The sequence below is a fragment of the Cryptosporangium minutisporangium genome (assembly GCF_039536245.1).
Lineage (GTDB): Bacteria > Actinomycetota > Actinomycetes > Mycobacteriales > Cryptosporangiaceae > Cryptosporangium > Cryptosporangium minutisporangium.
Map to the genome: position 1 here is coordinate 1 of NZ_BAAAYN010000051.1, position 12,746 is coordinate 12,746.

Sequence of the window (12,746 nt, forward strand, 5' to 3'; positions counted from 1 at the left end):
GGCGCCGGAGCGGTACCGGCCGATCCGGACGGTGGCCGTCCGCGCCCGCTCCCCGCGCTCCGCCTGGAAGCCGCCGAGGCCGCGCTCGCGGCGGGTGACACCGCGGGCTGCCGCCGGATGCTGACCGACGACGCGGCGACCGCTCCGGGTGACCGGGTACGCGCCGCAGTGCTGCGGGCCGAGGCGCTGCTGCAGGGCGGCGCCGCCGCGGAGGCGTTGGACGCGGTGTCCGCGGTCTCCGCGAACGGGGCGCCGGGCGTCTTGCGGGCCGAGCACACCCGGGTGTCGCTGCTCGCGGCGTTGAGCGCCGATCCGTCCGGTGCCCTGGCCCGCGCCGACGAGGTCCCACCAGAGCTGGCCGGCTACCCGGCGGTGCGGGTCGCGCTCGCGGCGCTCGTCGCCCGGGACCGGCGGGAGGGCTGGGTGGACGGGCTGTCGGCGGCCGTGACCGCCGCGCTCGCCGACGGTCGTCCGGTGGACGCCTGGTGGAGCGGCTGGCTACTCACCGAGCACCTGCTGGCCGACGGCCGGATCGCGGAGGCGAACGGCGTCGCGGGGCAGTACCGGGCCGCGTGCGCCGGTCAGCTCGCGTACAGCTGGGAGACCCGGTTCGCCGCCGCGGAGCTGTGGTGCGGGGCGCTGCTCGGCGCCGACCTGGACACCGTCGTCCGGAGCGCGGTCGACCTCCTCGATCGGACGCTGCCCGGCCAGGCCCGCAGTTACGCGCTGGCCGCAGCGTCGCTGGCGCTGGCCGACACCGGCGCGCTGGCCCCGGCGCGGACCCGGCTCGACCGGGACCCGGCCGCTCGGGCCGCCACCGGACGGGGGCCGGGGCCCGAGGTGGTGCGCTGGGTGGACCGCGAGGTGGCCTGGCTCGACGGGCAGCCGGACCGAGCCCTGGACGCGACCGGCGGCGGCCGGCTCGCCGGAGGGCTGGGCGCCGTCACCGCCCAGTGGGCGCGGCACGACCTGGGCGCGTCCGAGCCGGGTCAGAACGCTCGGCACCGTCTGCTGCCGGTGCGGGCGACGTTGTCGGCTTGGGCGGGCGTCGAGGGCGGGGACACGGCGACCGGGAGCGGCGAGTCGGATCAGGACGGCACCGGACCCGGTGCCCCCGTGCCCCGGGGCACCGGGCCGGGCGCCGGGGCCCCGGCGGTCACCGCGTTCGAGGCCGCTGCGGCGCTCTGGCAGGGCAGCGCACTGCGAGAGCAGATCCGGTGCCTGCTCGCCGCCGGCCTCTCCACGCCGGACGCCGACCGGGCCGTGCCACCCCTGCTGGCTGCGGAGAAGTACGCCGAGCACGCCGGGCTCACCGTCCTGCTCGGCCGCGTACACCGGGCACTTCGCCGGTTCTCGGTCCGCCGGGCGACGATCGACCGCAGCCGCACCAGCACGCTGACCGCCCGCGAGCGGGAGGTCCTCGCGCTGGTCGCGGCCGGGGAGCCGACCCGGCGCATCGCGGGCCAGCTCGGGATCTCCCGGGAGACGGTCGAGACGCACGTCCGGGCCGGGATGCGGAAGCTCGGCGCCCGTACCCGCACCGAGGCGGCGACGCTCGTCCTCGGCGGGGGCACCACGTGACCGGCCGCCCGCTCTACGTGCTGCGAACGGCCGCGGACCTGGCCGTGGTCGTCCGTCGGCTGGCCGCCGAGGGCTGGGCGGTGCGCACCGGCTTGAGCGTGCCGGACGAGCCCTGGGATCTCACCGCGACCAGGACGGTCGTCACCGGACCGGTCGCCGACGACGACGCCGTGGCCGGGGCGGTGCTGGCCGCGGCGCGCGGCGCGGGCGTCGTCGCGGTGGCCGACGCCGAGAGCACGACCGGCCAGGCGCTGCTCGCCGACCTGGCGCGGATCGGCCCGGTGCGCCGGGCACCACGGACCAGCGACACGAACGGACCCGCGGCGGCCCGGACGGAACCGGACGCCGGTGGGTCCGGTGACGGGTTACCGCTCACCGACGAGCAGCGGGCCCTGCTCGACCGGCTCGCCGCCGGTGACTCGATCGCCGCCGCGGCGGCCGCGGAGTTCCTGTCGCTGCGGACCGCCAACCGCCGCATCGCCGCCGCCCGCGAGGCGCTCGGCGTACGCACCACCCGCCAAGCCGTCATCGAGTACGTGCGAGCCCGCCGCTGACGAGTGCCCAGGCCGGTTGCCGAGTAGCCAACGCCCTCGGCGCTCCCCAGGCGTTGACTTCTCGTCAATTCGTCGGCGCAGACGGTGCCTGTGGATGACGTGAGCGGTACCTTCGGCGGCTGCGCCACGCTCTTGCGGTGGGAGATGTGCGCCAGCTCCGGGGGCGGGTGTTCCGGGGATCCGATGCGGTCCGCTGTGGGCTGCTGACCGCTCGTCAGCTACAGGGACAGGCGTGGCACCGGCTGAATCGCGACGTGTACGCCGACGCGGCGTTGCCGGTCACCCATCGGCTGCGGTGCGAGGGCGCGATGCTGTTGCTGCCGCAGAGCAGTGTGCTGACCGGACGCTCGGCAGCGTGCGTGCGCGGACTGCCGCTCGGCGACTGCGATGATCCGGTCCTGGCCATTGCTCCGCCCGGAACACGCAGCAGCGCGATCGCCGGTGTCCGGTTACGTCGGGCGGCGCTCGAGCCGCACGAGATTCGGTGCGGACGGTTACCGACGACCGTCCCGGCCCGAACGGCTTGGGAGATCGCCCGGGAGCCGGACCTGGTCGAGGCGGTGGTCGCAATCGACGTATTGCTGCGCCATCGCCATGTGCGCCCCGCCCAGCTGGCCGAACTGGCCGCAGCCCACCCCTACAGCCGGGCGGCGCGGGCCATCGGGCTGGCCGACGGGCGCGCCGAATCCCCGCAGGAATCCCGGACCCGGGTGCGACTCGTGCTCGCCGGCCTTCCGCCCCCGGTGCCGCAGTTCGAGGTGTGGGCTGGCGGCACGTTCCTCGGCCGCGTCGACTTCGCCTGGCCCGAGCATCGTGTCGTGCTGGAGTACGACGGGTTCTGGCACGCGGAGAAACGTCAATTCCTCCGCGATCGGCGGCGGTTGAACGGCCTGGTCAGCGACGGATGGACCGTCCTGCACGCCACCGCAGCCGACCTGGAGGACGACGAGGCTTTCGCGAGGCTGGTCGCGTTGATCCGGATCTCGCTAGCGACGAATTGACGAGAAGGCAACGTTCGCCGGGGATCTCGGGCGTTGGCTTCTCGGCAAACCGTCAGCGGCCGTAGGTCTCCAGGAGGCGCAGCCAGATCTCGCTGATGGTGGGGAACGAGGGCACGGCGTGCCAGAGGCGGTCGAGGGGCACTTCGCCGACGATCGCGATCGTGGCGGCGTGCACCAGCTCCGCCGCCGTCGCCCCGACGAACGTGGCGCCGACGATCACGCCGCGGGACGTGTCGACCACGAGCTTCGCCCGGCCCGAGTACCCGTCCGCGTAGAGCGAAGCCCCGGCCACCTGCCCCAGGTCGTACTCCACCGCCCGCACCGACAGGCCCGCGGCACGCGCCTCCGCCTCGGTCCGGCCGACCGCGCCGACCTCCGGATCGGTGAACACCGCCTGCGGCACCGCCGCGTGATCGGCGGTGGCCGCGTACCGGCTCCACGGTGTCGGCTCCGCCGCCGCACCGCCCGCCCTGGCCACGATCGCGGCACCGCACGCCCGGGCCTGGTACTTCCCCATGTGGGTGAGGAGCGCACGCCCGTTGACGTCGCCCGCGGCGTAGAGCCAGTCGACACCCGCCACTCGGCAGCTGTCATCGACACTGATCCCGGCCCGATCGAGCCCGGTCAGACCGACCGTCTCCAGGCCGAGCCCGTCGGTGGCCGGCGCCCGTCCGGTGGCCACCAGCACCTCGTCCGCGCGGACCGTGCGGCTCCCGTCCCCGTTCGCCGCGTCGGTCACCTCGATCCGGACGCCCGCGTCGTCCCGCTCGACCGTGGTGACCGTCGCCCCCAGCCGGACGTCGACCCCCGCCTTCCGCAGGCCGGCGACGACCGCCTCACCCGCGAACGGCTCCAGGCGCGGCAGCAGACCGTTCCCCCGGGCGATCAGCGTCACCCGACTGCCCAGCGCGGCGAACGCGGTGGCCATCTCGCAGCCGACGACGCCCCCGCCGAGTACCGCCAGCTCGTCCGGGATCGCGGTCACCGACGTCGCGTCGCGGCTGGTCCACGGATCCGCCTCGGCCAGGCCGGGAACGTCGGGCACGGTCGGGCGGCTCCCGGTGGCCAGGACGACGGCGTGCCGCGCGGTGACCCGGCGCACGCCGCCGTCCCGCGTCCGCACCTCGACCAGCCGCTCGCCGACCAGCCGCGCGGTGCCACGGACCAGGGCGATACCGACCGAGTCGAGCCAGCCGACCTGCGAGTCGTCCGACCAGTTGTGGGTGAACGCCGTGCGGCGTTCCAGCACTTGTTCCGGGTTCGGCCCGCCACGGACCGCGGTCGCCGCCCCGTCGACGCGGCGAGCGTCCGCCAGCGCGGCGACCGGGCGGAGCAGGGCCTTGCTCGGGATGCACGCCCAGTAGGAGCACTCGCCGCCGACCAGCTCCCGCTCGACGACGAGCGCCGTCAGACCGCCGCGGACGACCTGGTCGGCTACGTTCTCCCCCACCGGCCCGGCACCGACGACGATCACGTCGTACTCGTCCCCGCCCGACACCGTCATGCTCGCCGCCACCTGTCTCTCCGCCGCGTCCGGCCGCGCACGCGGCCGAGCGCACGGTATCCAATCCGCGCACCGGTCACTGCACGTGACGCCGAGCGTCGGCGCGGCGACTCTCCCGAGAACCCACCGCTCGCCCCCGACCCGACGTGGCCTTCCCGAAAACCCGCCCCGCAGCGCCAAGAGGACGCAGCTTCCCCCGAACCACTCTCACGGCGGCTTTCCCGAAAACCACCACTCAGCCGCCGGCTCGACGTGGTCTTCCCGAAAGACCACCTCTCAGCGCCCGGCAGGATGTGGCCTTCCCGAAAATCAACCTCCCAGCGCGCGGCGGAACGTGGCCTTCCCGGAAATGTGCCCCCGGCGGGACCGGTCAGCGCTGCGGGCGGGTGACGGCCCAGAGGGCGGCGGCGACCGCGGCCACCGCACCGGCGGCCGCTGCGTAGCTCGGCAGCTTCGCCACCCGGCCGTTCCGGGCCGCGGCGACCAGCGTCACGGCGTCCGCGCCGTCGGCGAGTGCCGCGGCGAGCAACCAGGGCCGCGACGCCGAGCCGCCGCGCGCCACCGTCCATCCGGCGCCCAGCGCGAGAGCAATCTCCCTGCTTGCGAACATTCGAGTGATAAATGCCGCTCGTCCCGCCGTGGCGCTATCGATACCCAACGACCGCGGAAGCGCAGTAGGCTGAACACTGGACACGGCTCCGACGGCCAACCGGAGTAGCGCAACCGCCAGGACGATCTGCCGGGAACGGTCAGTACCGGTCGATCCAGCGTCGGTCTGGTGCTCCACGCGTGTCCTCCTTGTAACCGATTGCCGCATACGCGCATGCGGGGCTGTGCTGCTGGGCACATAAGTCAACGACAGCGGAATCTTCTGTCCGTCATCGTCGTTGGTACCGGTGGCTGACCGCAGACGCCAGGGGGTTGATGCAGATGGGTGAGCGCACGCTGCGCGGTAGTCGGCTCGGAGCCGTGAGCTACGAGACCGACCGCAACACGGAGCTGGCGCCTCGCCAGCAGGGAGAGTACCTGTGCCCGCGTGGTCACCGGTTCACGGTCCCCTTCGCTGCTGACGCGGAGATTCCGATCACATGGGAATGCCGAGCCGACGGTACCGTGGCACGGATTATCGACGGTGACGAGCCCGAGGCGAAGAAGGCAAAGCCGCCGCGGACGCACTGGGACATGTTGCTCGAGCGGCGCACTGTCGCCGAACTCGAGGAAGTCCTGGCTGAGCGTCTGGAGGTCCTTCGGGGCCGCCGGAGCCGCTCGGCCTGACGAGGCAGCCACCACCAGTACGACGACGGAAACCCGCCGCCCCAACCCGGGGCGGCGGGTTTTCCGTGTCCGCGCCCGGCTTCCGAGCGGCGATCCCATGCCCGCCCCCGGGTGCGCCGCCCGGACGCCGCAACGCTCGGAAGGCGCGGCCGCTCCCCCGGTGACGACGAATCGGCCTCCAAGCGGTGCTCAGGGACCGATTCGTTGTCGCGTGGGGTGCCACCCGGACTTCGGTGGCGCAGGAACGGCGAGGAGCGGCGTCAGCGCTCGAGCTCTCCCTCGATCACCGTGCCACGCCCCGGCGACGTCGCCCGGGGCGGCATCGGCTCACCCTGTCCCGGCGCGGCAGCCGCGTCCGCCGGCGCGGTGTTCGCCCGCATCCGCCGCGAACGCACCTGCATCGGGCCGAGTAGCGCCGAGCTGACGTCCGGCGGGAGCCGCCGAACGGCCGACCGGAGCACCAGGCGCCCGGCGAGCATCCGGATCGGCGGGAGCAGCAGCAGAATGCCGACCACGTCGCTCAGGAAGCCCGGCAGGATCATCAGCAGGCCACCGACCAGGACGACCGCGCCTTCGGCGGTCTCCTTCGCCGGTGTTCCGCCGGCGGCTGCCGCCTCGCGGAGCGCCCGGAACGCCCGGGCGCCCTCCCGGCGCAGCAGCCAGCTGCCGAGCAACGCGCTGGCGAGCAGCAACACCAGCGTCCACCCGAGCCCGACCTCGTGGCCGACTTGGATGAGCACGCTGATCTCGACGGTCGGGACGACGATCAGCAGGACAAACGCGGCTAGGAAGGCTCGCACTCCTCCAGCGTACGTCTGCCCCGCTCGCGGAGGGCCGGATCGGCCGACCGCTCTCAGCGCCCTCTCAGTCCCGGCGTCCCCGTTGCCGGCCCACCCGGACGGTGGACGCCACCCCGACCCGGACGGGTGCCGTCCTCCCGACCCGGACGGGTGCCGTCCTCACCGCCGCCGGTCGAGGACCTTCTTCGCCGCGTCCAGTCGAGCCTGGACGCCCCAGAGCCCGACCCGCCACAGCGCCTCGCGGACGATGTCCGAACTCATCTTGCTCTGGCCCCGCTCGCGCTCGACGAACGTCACCGGCACCTCGACCACGCGGTAACCGGCGCGCCAGGCCCGGTACACCATGTCGATCTGGAAGCAGTAGCCCTGCGACGCGACGCCGCCCAGGTTCTTGGCGGCGATCACCTCGGCCCGGTAGGCGCGGAAGCCCGCGGTGCTGTCCCGCACCGGGAAGCCCAGCGCGAGCCGCGTGTAGAGGTTGCCGATCTGGGAGATCATCACCCGCGACATCGGCCAGTTGACGATCTTGCCGCCCGGCACCTTCCGGGACCCGATCACCACGTCCGCGTCGCGCAACGCGTTGAGCAGCCGGGGCAGCTCGTCCGGGTCGTGCGAGCCGTCGGCGTCCATCTCGACCATCACGTCCGCGCCGTGCTCGGCGGCCCAGGCGAAGCCGGCCAGGTACGCCGCACCCAGCCCCTCCTTGCCCGGCCGGTGCAGCACGTGCACGCGGGGGTCGGCGACCGCCAGCTCGTCCGCGATCTCGCCGGTACCGTCCGGCGACCCGTCGTCGGCGACCAGGACCTCGACCTCGGGCACCGCCCGGCGCAGCCGGGACACGATCTCGCGGATGTTCTCCGCCTCGTTGTACGTCGGGATGACGACGACCACGTGTCCGAGGCCCGGGTACTCCTGCTGTGCGGAGACCGGACCGGTCCCCCGCTCCGTCTTTTCGGCCGTCACCAGTGTCAGCCCTTCTCCGTCGCTCGTCCCACCCCGGCCGGTCGGCGCTGTGGGCTCCGTCGCAGTAGCCCGGCCGCCGCTATCGCGACCGCGCTGAGTGCACAGAACCCTGCCTCCGGCCATTGGCCAAGTGTGGTGGCCAGCGTACGGTTCTCCGACAACGCGAGTGACCGGATCAGCGTTCCGGCCGAGAAGAGACCCGCCTGGTCGTGAATCGTTCCGTCTGGCCCAATTGTCGCCGAAATTCCGCTTGTCGACGCCACCACTGCCCACTTTCCGTGCTCCACCGCACGCAAGCGGGCCATCGCAACTTGCTGAGCGCTCTCGCCGCTCATGCCGAACGTCGCGTTGTTGGTCTGCACGGCGAGCAGGTCGGCACCGGCGTTCACGGTATCCGTCACCAGGCCGTCGTACGCCACCTCGAAACAGATGACGTCACCGACCCGGACGGTTCCGGCGTTCGCCGTGGGCATGCCCACTGTGCCGATCTCGGTGCCCGCCTTGAAATCCCGGCGGACCAGGTCGACCTTGGTCGTGATCTTCCGCGCGAACGAGCGCAGCGGCACGTACTCGCCGAACGGCACCGGGTGTCGCTTGGCGTACCGGTCCACCGGGCCCTGGCCGGGCACCCAGACCAGACCGGCGTTCGTCAGGTACTCACCGGGGCCGCGCAGTACCGCACCGACCAGGATCGGCGCCTTGATCGCCTCGGCCGCCCGGCTGATCTCGTCGTAGGCGTCCTCGTTGACCAGCGGATCGATGTCCGACGCGTTCTCCGGCCAGATCACCAGGTCGGGCTGCTTCTGCGCGCCCACGGCGACGTCCTTGGCGAGCGCGATCGTGCGGGTGACGTGGTTGTCGAGCACGGCTCGGCGCTGCGCGTTGAAGTCCAGGCCGAGCCGGGGAACGTTGCCCTGGATCACCGCGACCGTGACCGTCCGCCCGTTGGCGGTCGGGGACGGCGTGAACCACCCCGCGAGGAGCACCAGACCGACGGCGGCGAGCCAGGCCAGCGCCCGCCGACCGCCCCCGCCCCAGGACGGACCGCCCCCACCGGAGGGGCCCGACGGCCCGGACGGCCCCGAAGGGCCCGACGGACCCGGCGGCTCGGACGGCGTCGACGGACCGGACGGCCCGCTCGCGAACAAGCGGTGGGCGAACGGCCGGTCCGCGAGCGGCCAGCGACGCCAGACGGCGGCGACGAGCAGGCCGCCGATCGCGGCGGTCGCGAACGTGACCAGCGGCGCTCCGCCGATCGCGGCGAACCCCAGCAGCACACCATCGGTCTCGGCGAACGCCAGCCGCCCCCACGGGAACCCGCCGAAGGGCCAGCGCGAGCGCACCGCCTCCTGGGTGACCCAGGCGGCGCCGACCACCAGCGGCCAGCCCCAGCGATACCGGTCGACGACCCGTGAGCTGGCGGCCAGCAGCGCGCCCATCCCGGCCACGTACGCGGCTTCGACGACCGCGAGCAGGTACGCGAACACGTCGCCGACGTAGATCCCGACCCAGTTGAGAAGCACGCCGAAGAACACCGCGCCGTGCAGGAGGCCGAGCCAGGCACCGCGCCGGGCCCGCTGCCGGTGGACGGCGGCGGCGAGCATCGCGACCGCGATCGGCGCGAGCCACCACACGTCGTACGGCGGGAACGCGGGGACCAGTAGCGCGCCGGAGCCGAGCGCCAGCAGCGCCGCGAGCCAGCCGCGCAGCGGTGGACGCTCCGGGTCGGGGATCCGCCCGCGTCCCTCCGGACGACGGCCCCACGGACGCCACCGCCGCGGACGTGCGGCACGCTCCCCGGTCGCCGGATCCCCGGCGGCACGCTCTCCGGCGTCCGCCTCGTCGGCGGCGGCGCGCGCCGTCACGTCCCCCGGGCCGTCAGAGACCGGGCCGTCGGAGACCGGAACGGTCGGGTCGGTCGGCCGCTCCGGGTCGGCTGACGGGGGGTCGGTCACCACGGACGCGGCGGATCCGCCGGTCGTGTCGCGTCGCGGCAGCAACGAGTCCTCCCTCCCGACCCGGGAGGGTCGTGTCCTGGCACCGATTGTGCCCACTCCTCGGCCGGACCGGGGCCGGTGGGGCGAGCTGCTCCCGTCGGCACCTGTGCTAGGGAGTACTGGCCGGGGTGGATTCGGGGCGCGTGTGCATTTGCGCGTCCCCCGGCCCACAGAACTGCCCACACGTCAGGCCTCCGGCCCGGACATGCCACAGGGGCGCGGCGTGCACGCCGCGCCCCTGCTTCGGAGATCCCCGACCGGTACGGGAGGAGGATGGGAGAACCTTCGGACCGACTGCGGAGCGGCTGGCTGCGCGCTACGCCAGACGTTGTCTACTGACCCTCCGTCACCACCATCACCACTGAACCCTCTTCACGCTGCGGCCTCCTCTGAGGTCAGACGACCTCTCGAAGCGGCCGGTCGAAAAGAGTTCACTACCTGGCACCGGTCGCGACCGTCGTCGTCCCGCCACCCCTCGCTTGCTGGACCTGGCCCCTGCGGTGGCGCCACCGCGTTTGCCCAGCTCCCGAGGGCACGTTCCGTCGCTTTCCGGTGCCCGAGGAAGTCACCCCGTCACCGTAATTGCCGTCCGTCTCCTGTCAATACCGACCGGAGCCGACAGTACGGACATCATGCCTGGTCAGCCACTGGAAGGCGAATCCGGCCCCGCACAACGAGATAATACGGATGGTCCGCGTGTCGGCGGCGTGTCGTCCGGACGGTCTCACTCCGCAGTGAACACCGTCTCACCGCGAACCACCGTCCGCAGGCACCGCGGCGGGGTCGCCCCGTCACTCAGCGCCGGAAGCCCCTGCACGCCGGCGCGCGGATCGGTGCTCCAGCGCGCAACCCGGTCGTCGGGAGCCTGGACGACCAGCTCCTCGACGTCCCAGACCGCGAACGAGGCGACCGCGCCGGGGACCAGCATGCCGCCGTCGTCGCGTCCGAGCGCCCGCCAGCCGCCTCGGGTGTGCGCGGCGAACGCCGCCCGCACGCTGATCGCGTGGTGCGGGTTGTGCGGGAACGCTGCCGCCCGGACGGTTCCCCACGGGTCCAGCGGGGTCACCGGGGCGTCCGAGCCGAACGCGAGCGGCACACCGACGCCGGCCAGACCGGAGAACGGGTGCAGCCCGGCCGCTCGCTCGGTCCCGAGCCGCTGGGCGTACATGCCGTCCGGGCCGCCCCAGGCGGCGTCGAAAGCGGGTTGGACGCTCGCCACCGCGCCGTGGTTCACCAGCGCCCGGATCAGTGTCGGGTCGAGCATCAGGGCGTGCTCCACGCGGTGCCTGCCGATCCGCAGGCGGTCCAGTCCCACGGTGGCCGCCGCCGCGGCGAAACCCTCCGCGACCGCCGCGAGGGCCCGATCGCCGATCGCGTGGAACCCGCCCTGGGTGCCGTTCGTCACGCAGTCGACGAGGTGCTCGGCGATCTCACCGGCGTCCAGGTAGAGGTGCCCGCTGGTACCGGGAGCGTCGGCGTACGGAGCGGCCAACGCGGCGGTGTGCGAGCCGAGCGCGCCGTCCACGAACAGGTCGCCACCCGCGCCGACCGCACCGAGCTCGCGTGCCTTCGCCGCCGACCGCCACTCTCCCCAGTACCCGAAGACGTCCGGCCCCGGCTCGGCCGCCGCCAGGGCCAGGAGCGCGGTGAAGTCGCCCTCGCCGCCGACGTCCGGGCCGCCGCACTCGTGCAGCGCGACGATGCCCTGGCGGGCGGCGTGCGCCCTGGTCTCGCGCTGGGCGGCGGCGCGCTGGGCGGCGGTGATCGAGCCCAGCGCGACCCCGCGGACGGCGTGGTGCGCGTCCCGGGTCAGCGCCCCGTCGGCGTCGTGACCGACGAGGTTCTCCAGGCCGGGAACCGCGGCCCGCAACGCGCTGGACGCGACCGCCGAGTGCACGTCGACGCGGGAGAGGTAGACCGGACGGTCCCCGGCCGCCCGGTCGAGCTCCGCGGTGGTGGGCGGGCGCCGCTCCGGCCAGGACGTCTCGTCCCAGCCGTGGCCGAGGACGATGCCGGGGTGGGTGGCCGCGTGCCGCTCGACCGCGGCCAGCGCGTCGGCGAGCGTGCGGACGCCGGACAGGTCGAGCCCGGTGAGCGTGAGACCGGTCTGGGTGGCGTGGACGTGCGCGTCGACGAAGCCGGGGACGACCAGCGCTCCCTGGAGGTCCACGACCTCGTCGGCGCCGAACGCGGCCGCCTCGGCGGCGTCGTCGGAGCCCACGAACAGCACCCGGTCGCCCTCGACCAGCAGTGCGGTCGCGAATGGATCCGCGGGGCTGTAGACCTCGCCGTTGCGGTAGAGCGTCGCCATGGGGGCCATTCTGCCCCGCACCCCGGACGCGCCCCGCCGGGCTCGGCACCGCCGTGGGCCCGGTCACCCGCCGGCTAGCCCCGCCAGGGTCAGGCCGCCACCGGCACGGCGCGCGGAGCGGCGACGCGGCGGAGTGTCCAGGACAGGCCGATCACACCCACCGACCCGAGCAGGAACCCCAGCGAGACGACCGAGTCGGGAACGGCCCCGCGCCCGGCAGCGAGCAGGAAGCCCACGGCGTAGAGCGCCACCGCCCACCGCGGGTAGACCCGCGTGCGCCAGAACGCCGCCGAGAACAGCGCCACACCCACCGCGAAGACCGCCGCGATCACCAGGAACCCGGCGCGCGTGCGGCCGTCGACCAGCGCGTCGACCTCGTCGGTGGAGAGGTCGGCGAACACGTAGTGGGACGCGAACTCGGCGATCAGCAGGCCGGCGACCCCGGCGAGGTTGAGCGCGTAGCCGACCAGGCCGAGCCGTCCGGCGGTGTCCCGGACCCGGAGGTACAGACCGGTCAGCGCGTACAGGGCCAGCACCGCCGGGAGCGGCGCGATGCACTCGGTGAACGCGTTCTCCGGCACGAGGCCCTCCCGCCGGAGGTCGTTGAAGAGCAGCAGGACGCCGGTGAGCAGGCCGGCGAGTCCGGCGAGCCGGTACAGGCTGGATGCGGGCACGAGAACCTCCGTGATCGATCGGGACGAGGCCCCGACCGTAGGAATCCGGCCCGGTCCGGCGGCAGTGCCGCGGGACGCATCCGCCG

General features: G+C 73.9%; 11 protein-coding genes. 4 read left to right on the plus strand and 7 right to left on the minus strand.

Annotated elements, in window-relative coordinates; genetic code table 11:
- The 3 genes from ABEB28_RS35200 to ABEB28_RS35210 all read left to right on the plus strand — a co-directional run.
- On the plus strand, positions 1 to 1,581 hold a 1,581-nt coding region (locus ABEB28_RS35200), incomplete at its 5' end, for a helix-turn-helix transcriptional regulator (protein WP_345732603.1).
- The gene (locus ABEB28_RS35205) at positions 1,578 to 2,135 is read left to right on the plus strand and encodes a LuxR family transcriptional regulator (RefSeq protein WP_345732604.1); all 558 of its coding nucleotides are present in this window, start codon (positions 1,578 to 1,580) and stop codon (positions 2,133 to 2,135) included. The genes ABEB28_RS35200 and ABEB28_RS35205, both read left to right, overlap by 4 nt.
- A 137-nt stretch (positions 2,136 to 2,272) precedes the next feature.
- Positions 2,273 to 3,136 (plus strand): endonuclease domain-containing protein, encoded by an 864-nt coding sequence (locus ABEB28_RS35210; protein WP_345732605.1) that lies wholly within the window; start codon positions 2,273 to 2,275, stop codon positions 3,134 to 3,136.
- A gap of 52 nt (positions 3,137 to 3,188) precedes the next feature.
- Here ABEB28_RS35210 and ABEB28_RS35215 read toward each other — a convergent pair whose 3' ends face one another.
- Positions 3,189 to 4,640, minus strand: a complete 1,452-nt coding sequence (locus tag ABEB28_RS35215; RefSeq protein WP_345732653.1) for a dihydrolipoyl dehydrogenase family protein — start codon at positions 4,638 to 4,640, stop codon at positions 3,189 to 3,191.
- 370 nt (positions 4,641 to 5,010) lie between these two features.
- A complete protein-coding gene (locus ABEB28_RS35220) occupies positions 5,011 to 5,250 on the minus strand; it encodes a hypothetical protein (protein ID WP_345732606.1) in 240 nt (79 codons plus the stop codon).
- Between the two features lie 320 nt (positions 5,251 to 5,570).
- On the opposite strand from ABEB28_RS35220, the gene ABEB28_RS35225 reads away from it, so the two are divergent.
- Positions 5,571 to 5,915 carry an RNA polymerase-binding protein RbpA gene (locus ABEB28_RS35225; RefSeq protein ID WP_035856302.1) on the plus strand — a complete coding sequence of 115 codons (345 nt, stop codon included), beginning with the start codon at positions 5,571 to 5,573 and terminating at the stop codon, positions 5,913 to 5,915.
- A 260-nt stretch (positions 5,916 to 6,175) separates the two neighbouring features.
- Here ABEB28_RS35225 and ABEB28_RS35230 read toward each other — a convergent pair whose 3' ends face one another.
- The 5 genes from ABEB28_RS35230 to ABEB28_RS35250 all read right to left on the minus strand — a co-directional run bounded on the left by ABEB28_RS35230 (position 6,176) and on the right by ABEB28_RS35250 (position 12,660).
- Positions 6,176 to 6,715 carry an FxsA family protein gene (locus ABEB28_RS35230; protein WP_345732607.1) on the minus strand — a complete coding sequence of 180 codons (540 nt, stop codon included), beginning with the start codon at positions 6,713 to 6,715 and terminating at the stop codon, positions 6,176 to 6,178.
- A gap of 159 nt (positions 6,716 to 6,874) precedes the next feature.
- On the minus strand, positions 6,875 to 7,678 hold the full coding sequence (locus ABEB28_RS35235; RefSeq protein ID WP_376981607.1) for a polyprenol monophosphomannose synthase: 804 nt from the start codon (positions 7,676 to 7,678) through the stop codon (positions 6,875 to 6,877).
- Positions 7,679 to 7,683: 5 nt separating this feature from the next.
- Entirely contained in the window at positions 7,684 to 9,678 is a 1,995-nt protein-coding gene (gene lnt / locus ABEB28_RS35240; RefSeq protein WP_345732608.1) for an apolipoprotein N-acyltransferase, read from the minus strand.
- 721 nt (positions 9,679 to 10,399) lie between these two features.
- The gene (locus ABEB28_RS35245; protein WP_345732609.1) at positions 10,400 to 11,986 is read right to left on the minus strand and encodes an amidohydrolase; all 1,587 of its coding nucleotides are present in this window, start codon (positions 11,984 to 11,986) and stop codon (positions 10,400 to 10,402) included.
- Positions 11,987 to 12,075: 89 nt separating this feature from the next.
- The gene (locus tag ABEB28_RS35250) at positions 12,076 to 12,660 is read right to left on the minus strand and encodes a hypothetical protein (protein WP_345732610.1); all 585 of its coding nucleotides are present in this window, start codon (positions 12,658 to 12,660) and stop codon (positions 12,076 to 12,078) included.
- Positions 12,661 to 12,746 lie beyond the last annotated feature (86 nt).